Raw genomic sequence first — 17866 nt, forward strand, 5'->3', positions numbered from 1 at the left:
TCCATCTGATGGGGAGATTTAATGTGGACCGCCTTGGATTGTTTTTCGTAAAGAGACCCTCGCTACTGATTGTGCTGGTACTGGTGGCTTTGATCGGTTTGCCGGTGGCCATCTGGCTCGATCTGAAGAACCTCTCTGATGAAACACTCAAACGACAGGCGACCAGCTTGAATGGTGTGATCAGCAGTGTCCGCTCTTACTACGCCACAAATGTGGTTGGCAGGGTCGTCAGCACGGATGAGAAAACGCAAGCGCTGCATAATTATCTGGATGTGACCGGTGCGATCCCGATCCCGGCCACGCTGTCGCTCGAACTGGGTGAGGCGATCGGTGCCAGCGAGGGTGACGTCGAATACCGGTTCGTTTCGGACCATACCTTCCAAAACAGACCAGCGCATAATCTCGACCCCTTTGAAAAGGCCGCGCTGGCCGAGTTTCGCGACAACCCCGATGCGCCTGAATCAATCATTCAGTCAACTGGCAACATCTGGAACCGCAGAATTACCTTGGCCACGCCCGTAGTCATGTCGGGATCTTGTGTGAACTGCCATAATTCGCATCTGGAAAGCCCGAAAAAGGACTGGGAGGTCGGTGACGTGCGTGCGTTGCAGACTGTCACGGTGCGCCAGCCGGTTGCGCTGAACATCTGGTCGTTCAAGTGGTTGCTGCTCTATTTTGCTGTAGCGGGTACGATTGGATTGCTATTCGCCGCAATGCAGTTCCGACTGGCTGCGCGCTTTAGCCGGCTGAACGCCGAGCTCGCGGCCAACAACGAATTTCTTGCAGGCATCTCGCTGAAAATTTCCAAATACTTGTCGCCGCAAGTCTATCGATCGATATTTTCCGGGGAAAAAGACAGCACAATCTCGACCGAGCGAAAAAAGCTGACGGTGTTTTTCTCGGACATCAAGGATTTCACGGCAACAACCGAACGGATGCAGCCGGAAGAGCTGACGGCATTGTTGAATGAATACTTCACCGAGATGTCGGCTATTGCGGAAGCGCATGGCGCAACCATCGACAAATTTATCGGTGACGCCATTGTTGCGTTTTTTGGTGACCCTGAAACCAAGGGAGCGGCCGAAGACGCGCGCGCCTGTGTCAAGATGGCCCTGGCGATGCAACAGCGTCTGGCCGATTTGGGAACCGTTTGGCAATTGAAAGGGCTGGAGCACCCCTTCAAGGCGCGGATGGGCATCAACACGGGCTACTGCAACGTGGGGAATTTTGGTTCAGATGCGCGGATGGACTATACTATCATTGGTGCGGAGGCGAACCTTGCTGCCCGGCTCGAAAGCATCGCTGAGCCAGGTGGGATCGTGTTGAGCTACGAGACCTATGCCCATGTGCGCGATATCGTTGATGCGACCGCGTCAGACCCGGTACACTTCAAAGGCATTGCGCGCGAAATCGTCCCCTACCATGTCAAAAGCCTCGCCGAGGCGTCACCGGTGTCTGCGATCCAAGGTGTCGATGACGATGGCAGGCTGACGCTGGATCTGGGTGCGCTCGACCCAAGCACACGCGACAGGGTGCGCGCCGCGATCAAGGACGCGCTGCAACCGGGGCATTCCGTGGCATAGCTGTGAATTCGGTTAACTCAGGGACTAATAATCTACGCCACGCTGAGCTTTGATGCCAGCTTTGTAGGGGTGTTTCATTTCTGTCATATCGGTTACCAGATCTGCGTATTCCATCAATTCGGGCTTGGCATTGCGACCTGTCAGAATGACCCCGGTGCGTTTGTCCCGCGCTTTCAGGCATTCAATGACGTATGCCACATCCAGGTAGTCATAACGCAAGGCGATGTTGATCTCATCGAGGACAACAAGGTCGTATTCTCCGCTGTTCATCATGTCCACAGCCTTTGCGAATGCCGCCTCTGCGGCCGCGATATCGCGGTCCCTGTCTTGCGTGTCCCAGGTAAAACCCTCGCCCATTGTATGCCAGGTGACGTCGCCAAGCCGGTCGAAGAACCGCCGTTCGCCGGTGATCCATTTGCCTTTGATGAACTGAACGACGCCCACTTTTTGCTTCCAGCCCAAGGCCCGAATGACCACCCCAAAAGCGCTGGAGGACTTGCCTTTGCCGTTGCCAGTGTGCACCAACACCAAGCCTTTTTCCGGGTCTTTGGCTTCGGCAACTTTGGCGCGGTGCTTGGCCTGCACCTTCTTCATGTCGTCCTTGTGGGTTTCTGCGTCGCTCATTGCGTGATTTCCTCGTGACTAAGGGATGCCTGAGGGTGGCATATTGGGCTTAGATTTACTGCGGTCCACCCCCAATTGACGTTCGCGCCAAATGATCAGAACACCACCCGCAATGACCAGGCTGGCACCAATGATGATGGGGCCTGTAGGCAGTTCGTCAAAGGCGACATAGCCGATGATGCCAGCAAAGATCATCGAGGCATAGTCAAAAGGCGCGAGCATGGACGCGCCACCAAACCGGTAGGATGACGTTATCATGATCTGCGCCACACCGCCCACAAGTCCGGCGGTGACCAGCCAGATCAACACGTCGGGTTCGGGCCAGAGCCATACAAATGCCGGGTGATCGACGATCCAGCCAATGGGCGCCGACAGCAAGGCCAGGCAGGTGGCGGTCGCCGAAAAGTAGAAAACGATTGCCGCAGTGTGGTCGGTCATTACCAGTCGGCGGACGTGAATTTGCACCAGCGCGCGCAGGATCGAGGCCGTAAGTACCATCACTGCGCCAAAGGTGGCTGCGCGCGAGAGATCATCGGCACCTATGCTGAGACGGGGTGCCATGACAATCATCACTCCGACCAGTCCCAGAGCTACTGCCGACAATCGGAAAATGCGAACCCGTTCTCCGAGAAAGAGGGCCGCGAACAAAACGGTGAACATCGGTGTGGCATAGCCAATCGCGGTTACCTCGGGCAGGGGCAGGAGACCCAGACCAGCAAAGGTCAGCCCCATGGCGGTTGTGCCGAACACGCCACGCCAGACATGGCCCATCAAGTTCGAAGGGATCAATCCCTGACGTAGCTGCCCGCGTTGCCACAGCCATAACAGAATGACTGGCATGGCACAGAGCGAGCGGAAAAAGACGGCCTCGCCGGGGGGCACTTTGCCAGAGACACTTTTGATGATCGCGGCCATGACCATGAACAAAAAGACCGCGCAAAGCTTGAGGGCAATTGCGCGGCCAGGGCGGTGTTGGGTGAGATTTTGCGCCATGGGCGTCTCTTGCGCCCCTGAAAGGGAAAGATCAAGCGCGCGCGGTTCGGTGCCTGATCTCGCGACCAAATCAGTTCAGTGCAGCGACGCCGAGCGGTACCGAGAATTTCAAACACCAGATGTAGATTTCGTTGTAATTGTCGATGTTTACTGATGCGGGCACGGTGTAAACCTGTTTGCCGTTCAAGTTCTGCAATACACCAAGATCTGCCTCAGGCGCATAGCTGCCATCTCTCCCAAACGCAACGCGCGGGTCTGGCGCGCCATCGAGCGAGAAGTTTTCATCGAGCGTGACGGTGGCGGTGCCATCTGCGTTTTTGACGATTGTAACACCGCCGGTAGTGATGTGATCACTTTTTCCGACGAAACTGCCGGATGTTCCGGCGAAGGCACCGAAGGTCGCGAGAACGGTAAGGCCGATTGCAAGGAAGGAATTGACGAGGATTTTCATGAGAGCGGTCTTTCTTTGTTGGGCTGTCAGGGTTTGTGATGCACTCCAGTTAGAGTTAGGAACTGATTGGTACAATACACGTCTGCGTGAGTTGTGTAACAATTGGTTCCGAATTATACAGCGTTAGTTGACAGGAGATCCATATGGCAAGACCCAGAGAGTTCGATACCGAAGAAGCGATCAAACGCGCCACTGAAGTGTTTTGGGAAAAAGGCTATCAAGAAGCGAGGCTTCCAGATTTGCTGGAGGGTATGGGGCTCACCCGCGGCAGTCTCTACAAGGCATTCAGTGATAAGAAGACCCTCTACCTTCTGGTTCTTGCGCAATATGATAAAGAAGCGGTGGGTGCTGCAAAGCAACGGTTGACAGATGTAACCGTGCCAGACGGGCGCGACAGGATACTTGGTCTGTTTCAGGCAGTGTCAGACCGCGTGGCAGCAGGTGACACGCGCGGCTGTTTGTTATGCTCGGCGGCGGCAGGTTTTGAAATGTCCGATCCGGAGATTGCAGCCGCGGTGGCACATGGTCTCGGCGGCATTCGAGACGCGCTGGAGGCCGCATTGCATTCATCCACTGTGCATGCAGAGTGGCCCCATGAAGCATTGCGCGCTTTGGCCAATACGCTGCTGACTCAGTACATCGGACTGCGCGTGTTGGCGCGTTCCCGTGTTTCACTCGGCGTTGTCGAGCAAAGCAAAGACAATGTTGCGCGCCTTTTGGATGGTGCAGGAGGCTAACCGATATGGCCTTGGTTTTCACCAACCTGTCCCCGGTGCAGCAGCAAATGGTCCAACAGGACGCAGGCCATCATGGCCTCTCCCACTGGAACCGCACGTATGCCCACACAGGGATCGTGGCGGCCTTTGGTAATGATTTCTGTCTCCTCACCGGTTTTTGTAATCGTCCGGCGCGTGGTCAGGATGCTTGATGTCGGCTTTACAGCAAAACGCACGACGATGTCCTGACCGGTGCTGATTCCGCCTAGGATACCGCCCGCGTGGTTTGATGAAAAAACCGGTCCGTCCGGTCCCATGGTGATCTCGTCGGCATTCAATTCGCCGGTTAGCATCGCCGCCGACATGCCTTCCCCGATTTCCACGCCCTTGACCGCATTGATACTCATCATCGCTGCAGCCAAGTCTGTATCCAATTTGCCATAGACGGGCGCGCCCAATCCCGCTGGCACGCCGCGCGCGACAACTTCAATGATCGCGCCGACCGAGCTGCCAGATTTGCGCAAACCATCCAGGTAGTTGGCCCATTCTACCGCCGCCGTTGCATCGGGAACCCAGAAGGGGTTCTCGTCAATCTGGCCCCAGTCAAACCGGTCCCGGTCGATCTGGTGCGGTCCCATCTGCGTCATGTAGCCTTTGATCTCGACATTCGAAACCAGGGCTGACAGTGCCGCGCGCGCAAGACCGCCCGCTGCAACACGTGCCGCCGTTTCGCGCGCGCTTGACCGCCCACCGCCGCGGTAGTCGCGGATGCCATATTTCTGAAAATAGGTGATGTCGGCATGACCGGGGCGGAATTTGTCTTTGATATCGCCATAGTCTTTTGAACGCTGGTCGGTGTTCTCGATCAGCAGTTGCACAGGCGTTCCTGTGGTCACCCCTTCAAATGTGCCGGATAGAATGCGCACCTCATCGGCCTCGCGCCTTTGGGTGGTATATTTGTTCTGACCCGGTTTGCGCTTGTCCATCCAGCGCTGAATCATGGCTTCATCAATGGCCACGCCGGGCGGGCAGCCGTCGACTGTTGCACCTAAGGCAGGACCATGGCTTTCACCCCAGGTGGTGACGCGGAAAAGATGGCCAAAACTGTTGATCGACATGAACGATGCTCCCTTGGTTTGGGTGCTTAGCGGCGCGGGCGCGGCGCCTCAAGAGCTTATCGCTTGCCAATCGTTTCATTGCACATTAACCCTCGGCTTACCTCGGGGGGCCTTTCAGGCTGAGATGTGTTGAACACGGACCCGTAGAACCTGAACCGGTTAAGACCGGCGGAGGGAAGGTGAGATGATCATCCTCTTTCGCCGTTCGACGCATTCGAAAGGACTGATCATGCGAAGAACTTTACTTGCAACTACACTTTTGCTGGCCTCACAGGCCGGGGCCGAGACACCGGTCTTGACTGTTTATGCCGGCGACTATTTTACGTCTGAATGGGGCCCCGGCCCGATGATCGAAAGCGGGTTTGAGGAAACCTGCGCCTGTGATCTGCAATTTGCCACCGGAGATTTGTTGCCGCGCCTTTTGCTGGAAGGGGAGCGCACCAAAGCCGATGTGGTGATCGGCCTCACCTCTGACGTTACAGCCAAAGCTCGCGCGACGGGTCTTTTTGCGGCGCATGGTCAGGACAATACGGCGCTGACACTGCCCATTGAATGGACAGATGACACCTTCCTGCCGTTCAACTACGGACATACGGCGTTTATCTACAACGAAACCACAATGGACGCGCCCCCTGCAAGCTTTGATGCTTTGCTGGATATGTCGGACGACGTAAAAATCGTCATTCAGGACCCGCGTACGTCGATTTCCGGTCTGGCCTTGGTGCTCTGGGTTCAGGCGGTCTATGGCGACAAGGCAGAAGAGGTCTGGACAAAGCTGGCACCCAAAATCCTCACTGTGACCAAAGACTGGTCGGCCAGTTACGGCATGTTCACCGATGGCGAAGTGGATATGGTGTTGAGCTACACCACGTCCCCGGCCTACCACATGTTTGCTGAAGAGGATTTCACCAAGAAGGCGGCAATCTTCCCGGAAGGTCATTATTTCATGGTCGAAACAGTTGGCAAAATCGCCAAGACCGAACAGCCGGAACTGGCAGATGCCTTTATGGCCTATGTTCTCAGCACCGAGTTCCAGCAGATGATTCCAACGGCGAACTGGTCGTTGCCCTCTGCTTTGCCGCAGGACCAATGGCCAGAAGGTTGGGCGCAACTGGATCTGCCGGAAAAGGTGCTGTTTTATTCTGAAGAAGACGCCGCAGCTGTTCAGGAACAGGCGGTCGAGACATGGCGCAACGCGCTCAGCCAGTAATTGGCACCACCGGGATCATCGCAAGCAGTTTTGTCGTTGCGGTGGTCCTGCTGGCATTTCTTGGGATTGGCATCCGGGCGGATGTCGGACGCGGGTTTGGTCCCGGCGATTGGGCTGCCATTCGCTTCACCCTGCTGCAGTCTGCGCTCTCGGCATTGATTTCAGTGGCCTGTGCCATCCCTCTGGCTCGGGCTTTGGCGCGCCGTCGCTTTGCCGGCCGTGGATTTCTGATCACGCTTTTAGGGGCGCCGTTTATCTTGCCGGTCATTGTCGCTGTCCTGGGCTTGTTGACGGTTTTTGGGCGATCCGGATGGATCAATATTGTGCTGGACGCAGTCGGCTTCCCGACGCTGTCGATTTACGGCTTGCATGGCGTTGTTCTCGCGCATGTGTTTTTCAACTTACCTCTGGCGACCCGGCTGTTGCTGCAAGGTTGGCAAAGCATCCCTGCCGAGCGTTTCCGCCTCGCGGCACAGCTTGATTTGCCGCCGAAAATGATCCAGCGCACGTTGGAAATGCCGTTGCTGCGGCAAGTGGCGCCTGGGGCAGCGGCATTGGTATTTGTGATCTGCCTGACCAGTTTCGCCGTGGCGCTCACACTTGGCGGCGGGCCGCGTGCCACCACTATTGAGCTGGCGATTTATCAAGCTTTTCGTTTTGATTTCGATCTGTCCCGCGCCGCTTTGCTCTCGTTTGTTCAATTGGCTTTGGCGGGAGGTGCCGCCCTCGTGGCGCTGTCGATCATCCCCAATATTCCGATGAGCGCGGGCCTTGATCGGACCTTGCAACGGTGGGACGCCCGAGGCGGTTTCCAGAAAATGCAAGACGCCGTCATCATCACTCTGGGCAGCGCTTTTCTACTCCTGCCCCTCTTTGCCGTTGTTTTGGCCGGTTTGCAGGGACTGCCACAGATGCCGATTAGTGTCTGGAAAACGGCAGGCAACTCGCTTGGCGTGGCTTTGATAAGCATCGCGCTCTTGTTGGTGATTGCGTTACCCATGGCCGGTTGGATCAGCACGCGCCGCGCGGGCGGGGCAGAGGCCATTGGCCTGATTGGCCTGTCGGCCTCTCCCCTGATGATCGGTACTGGCTGGTTCATCCTGATCAATCCGATCGCAAACCCGGTGCCTTTGGCACTGCCGGTAACGGCACTCATTAACGCATTGATGGCGCTTCCGTTTGCGTTGCGTATCCTTGTGCCGCCAATGCGTGATGTGCTGACGACCTATGATCGATTGTCTCGGTCAGTGGGTTTGCAGGGATGGTCTGCCTGGCGTTGGCTGGTGATCCCGAGGTTGCGGGCACAGATTGGCTTCACTGCGGGTCTGACGGGCGCACTTTCAGTGGGCGATCTCGGCGTCATCGCGCTTTTCGCCGATCCGGATCGAGCCACGCTGCCCTTGCAGATGTATCGCTTGATGGGCGCCTATCGTACCGAGGCAGCAGCGGGCGCGGCCTTGCTGCTCCTGGCCATGGCACTTGGCGTTTTCTGGATCTGCGACAAGGGAGGCCGCTGGCGTGCTGAAGCTTGAAGATGTGATGATTTCGCAAGGCAGTTTTGCGTTGGCGGCCGATTTTGAGGTTGTTGAAGGGCGCAAGACCGCTGTCATCGGCCCTTCTGGAGCAGGCAAATCCACTTTGCTTGGCGCGATCGGGGGCTTTCTGACCCTGGGCGGCGGCAAGCTCTTTTGGAAAACTTCGGACATCACAGATGCGCCGCCCGGCCAGCGCCCGATTGCGATGTTGTTTCAGGACAACAACCTCTTTCCGCACCTCAGCATTGAAAAGAACATCGGTTTGGGCATCCGGCCAGATCTGAAGCTGACCGCTGAAGATCATGAGCACGTTGGCAAGGCGTTGGATCGCGTTGGGCTGCGCGACATGGGCACCCGCAAACCGGGGGAACTTTCGGGCGGCCAGCAAAGCCGTGCGGCATTGGCCCGGATTTTGGTGCAGAATCGGCCTGTAATTCTGTTGGACGAACCTTTTGCAGCTCTTGGACCTGCCCTGCGGCATGAGATGCTTGATCTGGTGCATGATCTGAGCATCGAGACCGGGGCGACCTTGATGATGGTCACCCATGACCCGCAGGACGTTCGGCGCATTGCGGACGATGTGATCTTTGTCGAAGGCGGGCGTGCAGCTGCGCCGCAACCGGCAACGGCTTTGTTGGAAAACCCGCCCCCGGCCTTGCAGGCCTACCTGGGCTAGGCCGCTTTTGCGTGCAACGCTGCCCGCGTCTTGAGGATGCCAAGCGCCGCTGTCGCCGCCTCCCGCCCCTTGTCTATGAAATGCGCCCGGTAAATTTCATTGTGATGATCGGTTTCCTGATACTGATGCGGCGTCAACGAAACCGATAGTATGGGGACGCCGGTGTCCATTCCCGCGCGCATCAGCCCATCGACGACGGCCTGAGCGACGAACTCATGCCGGTAAATGCCGCCATCAACCACAAATGCCGCGCAGGCAATCGCATCGTAGCGCCCGGTGGCCGCCAGATCACGCGCCATCAGCGGCAGTTCAAAAGCGCCTGGCACGTCGAAGACATCGACCTGTGTGGGCGGGATAGTTTGGATAAATCCATCATAGGCGCGGTCAACGATATTTGCGTGCCACTGCGCTTTGACGAAGGCGAAACGGGTGTGTGTCATGGTGATCTCCTTTAGGTTCAGACACGTCCACCCAAGGCGATCACGACTGCGCACGGACGGGGCCCGCGTGCATCCGCATTCTCTTTCATCCGGACTATGACCGTCGGCTCTGGCGTCTCACCAGATCTGCTTGACCAAGCAGCCTCTTTTGGAAACCACTTGCGCTCGCGGGCTCGCAACTCATGGATGCATACCGCCGGTGGGGAATTTCACCCCGCCCTGAGAATAGCTGTAGCTTGCCAAGATGCGGTAAAGCCTGCAAGAGGAAACGCAACTGTTTCAAAGGCCAAATCGATGCACCCTAACGCGGTTTTCCACACGCAGGACGATGAAACCAATCTTGCGTTTGCGCGGGATCGGGCCTTTGGCATATTGGCGGTGAGCGGTGCTGAAGGCCCCTGGATGTCTCATGTACCGTTCTTGCTGGATGAAGACGGCCAGACACTCTGGTTGCATCTCTTGCGGTCCAACCCGATTGCGCGGGCGCTGAACGAGGCGCCGTTATCGGCACGCATCGCGATTTCTGGTCCGGATAGTTATGTTTCTCCGGATTGGTACGGCGTTGCCGATCAGGTGCCGACATGGAACTACGTGGCCATTCACCTGACCGGGGTTTTGGAGCTGTGCCCACAGGACGCGTTGCGCCCGTTACTGGACCGACAATCGAAATTCTTTGAGGATCGATTGCTGCCGAAAGAACCCTGGACCCCATCCAAAATGACGCCAAGCGTGATGGACAAGATGATGCGCGCCATTGTGCCGTGTCGCATGGCAGTAACGGGGGTCGACGGCACCTGGAAGCTGAACCAGAACAAACCCGATGAGGTGCGTCTTGGCGCAGCAGACCACGTGGAAGCCTATGGTCAGGGCGCTGATCTTGCCGTTCTTGCAGCTTTGATGCGGGGCGCCAATAGACAGGGCGATTAGCTCTGGTAGGCTCGCCTCGAATCGAAAAAGGAAAAACGTGATGAAACTCTACCATTCTCCCGCGTCGCCGTTTGTGCGCAAGGTTGTTGTCTTGTTGCACGAGTTGGAAAAAGCTGACGAGGTCGAATTGCTGGACGTTACGTCAACGGCCTTTGCCTCGGACGATGGGCTCGCGGCCAGTAACCCTTTGGCGAAACTGCCTTCACTGGTGCGCGACAATGGCACAACTCTCTATGACAGCAGGGTCATCACAGCGTTCATCAATGATTTTTATGGTGCGAAGATGTACCCGACGGGATCTTCGCGCTGGGAGACGCTGACCCTTGAGGCAACAGGCGATGGCATCATGGATAGCGCAGTCTCTATGGCCTATGAGGCCCGTTTGAGACCGGAAGACATGCAATATGGACCCTGGATCGAGGCACAATGGGCAAAAGTGGAACGGGCTATTTCGGTGCTGAATGCGCGTTGGATGAGCCATCTGTCAGGGCCGCTTGATATAGGGCAAATCTCCGTTGCTTGCGCGCTTTCCTACGTGGATTTCCGACACGGTGCGAGGAACTGGCGCGTGGACAATGAAGCCCTGGCGCAGTGGCATGCAGCCTTCGATTCGCGTGCCTCAATGCAAGCCACCAAACCGCCTGCGACATAAAGACCGGTTGCTGTTAACGATTTCAACGCGGGTTACGCTTAGAAAACTCTATTGAAACGGGGGCCTGCGACGGTTTGCGCGTGTTTGTTCACTGGACGGCGCGTCGGCACGGCGCTACATACCCGTAGGAGTTTAACCACGTTTTTCGTGGACAAATGGAATTATTGGCCGGTCACCGGTCCTGGAAATGGAGTAAACCCGTGTCCCACGCAGAAGATCACGGAGGCACCCGGAGGGATTTCCTTTATTACGCAACCGGTGGCGCAGGTGTTATTGCAACCGGTGCCGCTGTTTGGCCATTGGTCAACCAGATGAACCCATCCGCTGATGTGCGGGCATTGTCCTCTATTCGGGTGGATGTGGGCGATGTAGCACCCGGTACCCAGCTGACAGTCAAGTGGTTGGGCAAACCTGTATTCATTCGCCGCCGGACCGAGGAAGAAATTTCCGCGGCGCGCGATGTTGAGTTGAGCGAATTGCCGGACCAAAACGCGGAAAACGCGAATGCCGTAGCGGGAGCGGATGCGTCTGATGAAAACCGCTCGCTGGATGAATCCGGCGAATGGCTGGTGATGATGGGTGTCTGTACGCATCTTGGCTGTGTACCTTTGGGCGACGCGGGCGACTTTGGTGGATGGTTCTGCCCCTGCCACGGATCGCACTACGACACATCCGGACGCATTCGCAAAGGGCCAGCGCCGACAAACTTGCCGGTGCCTGTCGCAGAATTTGTGGACGAAACCACAATCAAGCTCGGTTAAGGGAGAAACCTGATGGCTGGAATTCCTCACGACCACTACGAACCGAAGTCCGGAGGCGAAAAGTGGCTACATAGCCGTTTGCCCGTTGTCGGTCTGCTGTATGACACATTGATGATCCCGACCCCCAAGAACCTCAATTGGATGTGGATCTGGGGCATTGTTCTAACGTTCTGTCTGGCACTGCAGATCATTACCGGCATCGTACTGGCAATGCACTATACGCCACACGTGGATATGGCTTTCGCCTCGGTTGAGCACATCATGCGCAACGTCAACGGCGGATATATGCTGCGATATATGCACGCCAACGGTGCATCTTTATTCTTCATCGCTGTTTATGCCCATATTTTCCGAGGGCTCTATTACGGGTCCTATAAAGCCCCGCGCGAGATTACTTGGATCATCGGCATGCTGATATATCTGGCTATGATGGGCACTGCCTTTATGGGCTATGTTCTGCCTTGGGGTCAGATGTCATTCTGGGGTGCAACGGTGATTACCGGCCTCTTTGGCGCGATACCCTTCATTGGGGAGAGCATCCAGACATGGCTGCTGGGCGGACCAGCGGTGGACAACGCCACGCTGAACCGCTTCTTCTCACTTCACTATTTGTTGCCCTTCGTGATTGCTGGACTGGTGATCGTGCACATCTGGGCCTTCCACACCACGGGTAACAACAACCCCACAGGTGTCGAAGTGCGTCGCACGTCCAAGGAAGACGCTGAGAAAGACACGCTGCCGTTTTGGCCATACTTTGTGATCAAAGACCTTTTCGCGCTGGCGGTTATTCTGGCGGTGTTCTTCGCCGTCGTCGGTTTCATGCCGAATTATCTGGGTCACCCCGATAACTACATCGAGGCCAATGCTCTTGCGACACCTGCTCACATCGTTCCGGAATGGTACTTCTTGCCATTCTACGCGATCCTGAGGGCCTTCACGAGCGAAGTATGGGTTGTGCAGATTGCATCCTTCGTGACCGGCGGCATCATCGATGCCAAGTTCTTTGGAGTGTTGGCGATGTTCGGTGCGATTGCTGTGATGGCCTTGGCGCCATGGCTCGATACTTCTTCCGTGCGTTCGGGTCGCTATCGGCCGATGTTCAAGTGGTGGTTTGCGCTGCTGGTCGTCGATTTCTTCGCGCTGATGTGGTTGGGTGCCATGCCCGCAGAAGAGCCTTACGCGACCTTCTCCTTGATCGCTTCTGCGTACTGGTTTGCCTATTTCCTCGTGATCCTGCCATTGCTTGGTGTCATCGAGAAACCAGTTGCTCAGCCTGATACGATCGAAGAAGACTTCACGTCGCACTACCCCAAGTCTTCTGACGCCACGCCTGCTGAATAAAGGACAAAAGATCATGTTCAGAACACTTACACTTAGTGCAGTGGCGGCTTTCGGGCTTGCCACAGCAGGCCTGGCCGCAGGCGGCGAGGGTCATATCGAGGATTTCGATTTCTCTTTTGAGGGCCCGTTTGGAAAGTACGACCAGAACCAACTGCAACGCGGGCTTCAGGTTTACACGGAAATCTGTTCGGCATGTCACGGTTTGAAATTTGTGCCGATCCGGTCTCTCTCGGAAGAGGGTGGACCGGGGATGCCGGAAGATCAGGTCAGGGCGTATGCACAGAATTTCGAGGTGTTTGACGCAGAGCTTGACGATTTTCGCGAAGCGCTGCCCTCCGATCACTTCCCGGCTTCCGGTTTGGAGAACGCACCTGATCTTAGTTTGATGGCTAAGGCCCGCGCTGGTTTTCATGGACCCTACGGGTTGGGCATCAACCAGTTTTTCAAGGGAATTGGCGGCGCAGAATACATCGCCTCATTGCTGACCGGGTACACCGGTGAAGAAAAGGAAGAAGCGGGCGTAACGCTTTACGAGAATACCGCCTTTCCAGGCGGCTGGATTTCGATGGCGCCTCCGCTTTATGGAGAAGACGTAGAATTTGCAGATGAGCATGCAAATGACTTGGACCACATTTCAGAGGATGTCTCCGCATTTTTGATGTGGACGGCTGAGCCAAAAATGATGGCTCGTAAACAAGCTGGTTTCGCCGGGGTGGTCTTTTTGACGCTGCTTTCGGTGCTCCTTTACCTTACAAACAAGCGCCTCTGGGCGCCTGTGAAAGGCAAAGAGACCAGCTAGGCTGGATGCTCTTGCATTGATGTCCAAAAAACCCCCCGTGCGTCGGCACGGGGGGTTTCCTGTCTGCACCTTCAGTCACAAAGGCTAATGACAGACCCTGGGGAGAGTCAAAATTGGACAGTTCAAACAACCACGGATAATCGTCAGCGAAAGCGTCTTTTGCCGTAGTCTTGTTCCAGTCCCTTGTCGTTAAAAGTATTTCTTTACCAGATCGAGAGCCTTGTAATTCAAGGCGATTACTTTTTACCGCTCACCATTAATAACTTAACAATAAGTTAAAGGGGAATCGTTGTATGTGAACTGGATCACATTCAACGTGGAATTCATCATTTTTCGGTGCATGCACGACCCTCTGCGCTGACGCCAGTCTAGCCTCTGAAACGTAGGGTCCAACTTGGATGGTAAGTTTGACGACAACACACATTTGTCCGGCCTCAAAAACGATTGTGTGTTTTATCGACCATGGATTGAGCCACGCGAAATTCGCGGTCGGCTTCAACGAGCCATGCGATCACCGCTTTGACTTTAGAAGTTGTCGGTGGAGTTTTCGAGCGTTCGCTATCAATTTTCTTATCGCGTACCATTTCGCAGCCCCTTTTGCGTACTGGTCCCAGAAATCTCTGGAAAGTTGGGAACGGACAATGTGTCCTTCAATGACCCCAACATGATGCAAAAGCGATTCGTAGTCTGTGAAACCGTTCACACGGTAGGATTAAATTTGATGCAGGTCGGCCATGACTTGTAGGGCGTCACGGTCCAGAACGACAACACCGCCACGAGTTGCCTCAATCACCCCCGCGCGTTTCCAAAGCGCCAAGGTTTTTGAAACGGCCTCACGGGTGGCTCCGACGAACTCTGCAAGTTCGGACTGCGATAATGTCAGCGTGGAAAGCTGTTTTGATCCATCAATCGTCAAATATAGGATTTTCCGTGCAAGGCGCGCCGGCATCGGTAGAAAAACCTGCTCGTTGAGCTGGCTGCTCATCCAGCGCATCCGCTCGCCTGCCAATTGAATCATATCAATGCCTAGGTCCGGGGCTTCCCGAATGGCACGCAGCATATCCGCGTTCCGGACACCGCGCAGCCTCGCGGGCTCCAGTGCCGTTACAGTGGCCGTACGTGTTCCTGGATCGAATAGCGCGATTTCTCCGAACAACGCACCAGGTCGCATCACGTCCAGCGACAGTTTGCGACCTTCTCGAGACAACACACTGAATTCCAAGGCACCCGAGATGATTGCGTAAAGCGTATCCCCATCCTCGCCCTGCTCAAACAGCACTTCACCTTCAGCCAATCGTACTTCGGTCGCCACCGATGCCATAAGGTCGGATAGATCTTTGGAAGCATGGGCCAGAAACCCGGTTTTTGGCAGTGTTATGGTGTCCATTTTCGCCTCTTCCAATTCCGACCACCAGAAAATTTGGTCGCTCAAAGTAACGTGTCGATCTCGTGACTACAATCGAAACGGGTGTTTCGGTTAACCGAAAGCTCTACATTGTCGCGGAAGGAGTATTACCAAGTCATAGCCTGCAGAGCGGGCAAAGAGCCGAGTTGCAAAAGTTTGCTGTCACACCCAATTACGCAAGGTCGGATTCGCATTTCAAAGCCGCTTGCACCGTTTTCTAGAGTAATGAACAAACTCCGGCGTGCAGGTCATTCCGGACTGTCATTTCCAGAAGCGACCCTATTTGAATTTTCAAAATACCTCTCCCACAAGGTAGCCCTAGACTAGCGATCAAATCCGGCGTTTGTCACGGAAAATATCTTGCAGACCCGGCTTGCGCGGTTCTCTCAAGCCAAAAGCGTACCGTCTGCGTGGTCTTTGATCTTTGTACTTATGATATCGCCCTCGCGCTGAGGTGCATCAAATGTCACAGGACAAAACTGCTCCGTGCGCCCCATAAGCGCGCTTTCCATCAATACATGATGGGTTCGGCCAACCTGCTGCGCTCTATGCAGCAAAGCTTGCGCATCTCCGGCTTTGCGCATCTCTTTGGCTCGTTCCTTGACTTTCTTGCCATCCACTGGTGGCATGCGCGCTGCAGGTGTACCCGGTCGCGCTGAATAGGGAAAAACATGCAGCCATGTCAGATCGCATTCTGGCACTAGGGCCAGAGCATTTTCGAACATTTGATCAGTTTCAGTCGGGAACCCAGCAATGATATCCGCACCAAATGTCATGTCTGGGCGCAATTTACGCACGTCTTGGGTAAAGTGGATGGCGTCGTCACGTAAGTGTCGACGTTTCATCCGTTTCAGGATCATGTCATCCCCATGCTGCAATGACAGATGCAAGTGAGGCATCAGTCGACTTTCCGTGGCGATGGCCATCATCAGGTTGTCGTCCACTTCGATGCTATCGATGGAGCTGATGCGCAATCTTGGCAGATCCGGCACGCATTTGAGAATGCGCATCACCAGATCGCCAAGTTTTGGTTCGGCAGGTAGATCGGCTCCCCAGCTGGTCAGGTCGACACCGGTCAAGACCACTTCGTTGTATCCCGCATCAACCAACCGCTTAATCTGATCGATAACCACGCCCGCAGGCACGGATCGAGAATTGCCACGACCAAAGGGGATGATGCAAAACGTGCATCGGTGGTCGCAGCCGTTCTGGACCTGAACATAGGCCCGGCTGCGAGTGCCGAACCCATCGATCAAATGGCCAGCTGTTTCCGTCACTGACATAATGTCGTCGACCTGGATGGCTTCTGTGTCACCGATGAAATCTGCCGCAAGGCCCTTCCAAACTGCGCTCTGCATCTTTTCGGTGTTGCCGATCACCACATCGACCTCAGTCATGGCCGCAAAAGTCTCCGGCTCGGTTTGCGCGGCACAGCCGGTGACGATCAGGCGCGCGTCAGGATGCGTGCGCCGCAGCTTGCGGATGTCTTGACGTGCTTTGCGCACAGCTTCGGCCGTCACCGCGCAGGTATTGACGACAACAGCGTTTTTGAGCTCCGCCGCGTCGGAAAGCTCTTTCATGGCTTCGGTTTCGTAGGCGTTCAACCTACAACCCATGGTCGAAAAAACCGGAGCGCTCATATCAAGCTATCCATAAATTCAGACGTGATGCTGCCGGAGAAGACATGCATTGTCGGACCGGTCATCCAGACACCATCATCCCGCCACTCAACAAACAAGGTGCCACCATCCAGATCAACAGTCACCGATCGGCTCGTCAGGCCGCGCCGGGCCGCAGCGACCGCTGTTGCGCAGCTTGACGATCCGGAGGCTAGGGTAATGCCCACGCCACGTTCCCAAACCCGCATCCGAATGCGGTCCGGTCCGGTAATTTCAGCGACTTGCACGTTCGTACGTTCAGGATAGAGCGGAGAATGCTCATATGCGGCACCGAATACCGGGAGGTCAACTTTCCCGACGTCTTCCACAAAAAACGTACAGTGAGGATTGCCCATACCGGTTGCTACAGGGGCCCCGTCGAGCGGCAGAGAAAGAGTATCCATTTTATGGCTCAGCGGGATGTCAGCCCACATCAGTTGCGGGTGCCCCATATTGACTGATGTTAGTCCGCCACCAGCATCGCACGCCTCAAGAGCCCCGCGGTCAGTAGTAAACTTCAAGGAGTTCTGGCCGGTTTGGCGCATGATGTATTGCGCGATACAGCGCGTGGCGTTACCGCATGCAGCAGAGGTGGAGCCGTCCGCGTTGTAAAAACTCAGATGCAGCTTAGCCGTTCCGTTTGAGATGACGGCCAATTGGTCAAATCCAATGCCTCTATGTCGATCCCCGAGTGCTGTTGCCAATTCCGGCGTAACAGTGGTTCCACTGGTGCGTGCATCCAGAACAACGAAGTCGTTGCCAAGCCCGTGCATCTTCAAAAAGGCCCAATTTCTTTGGCCCTGGTTGCGCATTTTGGCCATATAAGCTGAAGGGACAAAACTATCCAGTAGGTCTTTAAGAATTCACAGGAAAAGGGCTTGACCCTTCCGCGCCACCTTTCTAGTTAGTCCGCTTAGTGGGCCGTTAGCTCAGTTGGTAGAGCAACTGACTTTTAATCAGTGGGTCGCAGGTTCGAA

At 55.6% G+C, this 17866-nt stretch carries 19 protein-coding genes and 2 riboswitches; of the genes, 10 read left to right on the forward strand and 9 right to left on the reverse strand.

Annotated features, from left to right (window positions below; genetic code table 11):
• Positions 1-23: 23 nt before the first annotated feature.
• Positions 24-1583, forward strand: a complete 1560-nt coding sequence (locus tag AB8B75_RS11000; protein ID WP_405362200.1) for an adenylate/guanylate cyclase domain-containing protein — start codon at positions 24-26, stop codon at positions 1581-1583.
• A gap of 24 nt (positions 1584-1607) precedes the next feature.
• Here the strand turns inward: AB8B75_RS11000 and cobO are convergent, their stop codons facing one another.
• From cobO to AB8B75_RS11015, 3 genes are all read right to left on the reverse strand, one after another.
• Positions 1608-2207 (reverse strand): cob(I)yrinic acid a,c-diamide adenosyltransferase, encoded by a 600-nt coding sequence (cobO, locus tag AB8B75_RS11005; protein WP_405362201.1) that lies wholly within the window; start codon positions 2205-2207, stop codon positions 1608-1610.
• 18 nt (positions 2208-2225) lie between these two features.
• The gene (locus AB8B75_RS11010) at positions 2226-3200 is read right to left on the reverse strand and encodes a DMT family transporter (protein ID WP_405362202.1); all 975 of its coding nucleotides are present in this window, start codon (positions 3198-3200) and stop codon (positions 2226-2228) included.
• A gap of 70 nt (positions 3201-3270) precedes the next feature.
• Positions 3271-3651 (reverse strand): DM13 domain-containing protein, encoded by a 381-nt coding sequence (locus AB8B75_RS11015; RefSeq protein ID WP_405362203.1) that lies wholly within the window; start codon positions 3649-3651, stop codon positions 3271-3273.
• 143 nt (positions 3652-3794) lie between these two features.
• Between AB8B75_RS11015 and AB8B75_RS11020 the strand changes: the two genes are divergently transcribed.
• On the forward strand, positions 3795-4388 hold the full coding sequence (locus AB8B75_RS11020; RefSeq protein WP_405362205.1) for a TetR/AcrR family transcriptional regulator: 594 nt from the start codon (positions 3795-3797) through the stop codon (positions 4386-4388).
• Here the strand turns inward: AB8B75_RS11020 and aroC are convergent.
• A complete protein-coding gene (aroC, locus tag AB8B75_RS11025) occupies positions 4385-5485 on the reverse strand; it encodes a chorismate synthase (RefSeq protein WP_405362206.1) in 1101 nt (366 codons plus the stop codon). The genes AB8B75_RS11020 and aroC overlap by 4 nt on opposite strands.
• 93 nt (positions 5486-5578) lie before the next feature.
• Positions 5579-5679: riboswitch (TPP riboswitch) on the forward strand.
• 35 nt (positions 5680-5714) lie between these two features.
• On the opposite strand from aroC, the gene AB8B75_RS11030 reads away from it, so the two are divergent.
• From AB8B75_RS11030 to AB8B75_RS11040, 3 genes are read left to right on the forward strand one after another with little or no spacing between them, the layout of a single operon-like run.
• Positions 5715-6695 carry a thiamine ABC transporter substrate binding subunit gene (locus tag AB8B75_RS11030; RefSeq protein WP_405362208.1) on the forward strand — a complete coding sequence of 327 codons (981 nt, stop codon included), beginning with the start codon at positions 5715-5717 and terminating at the stop codon, positions 6693-6695.
• A complete protein-coding gene (locus AB8B75_RS11035; protein WP_405362210.1) occupies positions 6671-8227 on the forward strand; it encodes a thiamine/thiamine pyrophosphate ABC transporter permease ThiP in 1557 nt (518 codons plus the stop codon). Before AB8B75_RS11030 ends, AB8B75_RS11035 begins: the two co-directional genes overlap by 25 nt.
• A complete protein-coding gene (locus tag AB8B75_RS11040; RefSeq protein WP_405362211.1) occupies positions 8214-8906 on the forward strand; it encodes an ATP-binding cassette domain-containing protein in 693 nt (230 codons plus the stop codon). Before AB8B75_RS11035 ends, AB8B75_RS11040 begins: the two co-directional genes overlap by 14 nt.
• Here AB8B75_RS11040 and AB8B75_RS11045 read toward each other — a convergent pair.
• The gene (locus tag AB8B75_RS11045) at positions 8903-9346 is read right to left on the reverse strand and encodes a 6,7-dimethyl-8-ribityllumazine synthase (protein WP_405362213.1); all 444 of its coding nucleotides are present in this window, start codon (positions 9344-9346) and stop codon (positions 8903-8905) included. The genes AB8B75_RS11040 and AB8B75_RS11045 overlap by 4 nt on opposite strands.
• Positions 9347-9419: 73 nt before the next feature.
• Positions 9420-9577, reverse strand: a riboswitch (FMN riboswitch).
• A 63-nt stretch (positions 9578-9640) separates the two neighbouring features.
• On the opposite strand from AB8B75_RS11045, the gene AB8B75_RS11050 reads away from it, so the two are divergent.
• From AB8B75_RS11050 to AB8B75_RS11070, 5 genes are all read left to right on the forward strand, one after another.
• The gene (locus AB8B75_RS11050; RefSeq protein ID WP_405362215.1) at positions 9641-10273 is read left to right on the forward strand and encodes an FMN-binding negative transcriptional regulator; all 633 of its coding nucleotides are present in this window, start codon (positions 9641-9643) and stop codon (positions 10271-10273) included.
• A 40-nt stretch (positions 10274-10313) separates the two neighbouring features.
• On the forward strand, positions 10314-10925 hold the full coding sequence (locus AB8B75_RS11055; RefSeq protein WP_405362216.1) for a glutathione S-transferase: 612 nt from the start codon (positions 10314-10316) through the stop codon (positions 10923-10925).
• 200 nt (positions 10926-11125) lie between these two features.
• Positions 11126-11686 (forward strand): ubiquinol-cytochrome c reductase iron-sulfur subunit, encoded by a 561-nt coding sequence (petA, locus tag AB8B75_RS11060; protein WP_405362218.1) that lies wholly within the window; start codon positions 11126-11128, stop codon positions 11684-11686.
• 12 nt (positions 11687-11698) lie between these two features.
• Positions 11699-13027 carry a cytochrome b gene (gene petB, locus AB8B75_RS11065; RefSeq protein WP_405362220.1) on the forward strand — a complete coding sequence of 443 codons (1329 nt, stop codon included), beginning with the start codon at positions 11699-11701 and terminating at the stop codon, positions 13025-13027.
• 13 nt (positions 13028-13040) lie between these two features.
• Positions 13041-13826 (forward strand): cytochrome c1, encoded by a 786-nt coding sequence (locus tag AB8B75_RS11070; protein WP_405362222.1) that lies wholly within the window; start codon positions 13041-13043, stop codon positions 13824-13826.
• A gap of 434 nt (positions 13827-14260) precedes the next feature.
• Here AB8B75_RS11070 and AB8B75_RS11075 read toward each other — a convergent pair whose 3' ends face one another.
• The 4 genes from AB8B75_RS11075 to dapF form a co-directional block, all read right to left on the reverse strand.
• On the reverse strand, positions 14261-14410 hold the full coding sequence (locus tag AB8B75_RS11075; protein WP_405362224.1) for a hypothetical protein: 150 nt from the start codon (positions 14408-14410) through the stop codon (positions 14261-14263).
• A gap of 128 nt (positions 14411-14538) precedes the next feature.
• Positions 14539-15213, reverse strand: a complete 675-nt coding sequence (locus AB8B75_RS11080; RefSeq protein ID WP_405362225.1) for a Crp/Fnr family transcriptional regulator — start codon at positions 15211-15213, stop codon at positions 14539-14541.
• Positions 15214-15617: 404 nt separating this feature from the next.
• Positions 15618-16871 carry a tRNA (N(6)-L-threonylcarbamoyladenosine(37)-C(2))-methylthiotransferase MtaB gene (gene mtaB / locus AB8B75_RS11085; RefSeq protein ID WP_405362227.1) on the reverse strand — a complete coding sequence of 418 codons (1254 nt, stop codon included), beginning with the start codon at positions 16869-16871 and terminating at the stop codon, positions 15618-15620.
• Positions 16868-17701: a diaminopimelate epimerase gene (gene dapF / locus AB8B75_RS11090; protein ID WP_405362233.1), complete on the reverse strand. Its 834-nt coding sequence runs from the start codon at positions 17699-17701 to the stop codon at positions 16868-16870. Before dapF ends, mtaB begins: the two co-directional genes overlap by 4 nt.
• Between the last annotated feature and the right edge of the window lie 165 nt (positions 17702-17866).

It is taken from the genome of Roseobacter sp. (genome assembly GCF_045106495.1).
Taxonomy (GTDB): domain Bacteria; phylum Pseudomonadota; class Alphaproteobacteria; order Rhodobacterales; family Rhodobacteraceae; genus Roseobacter.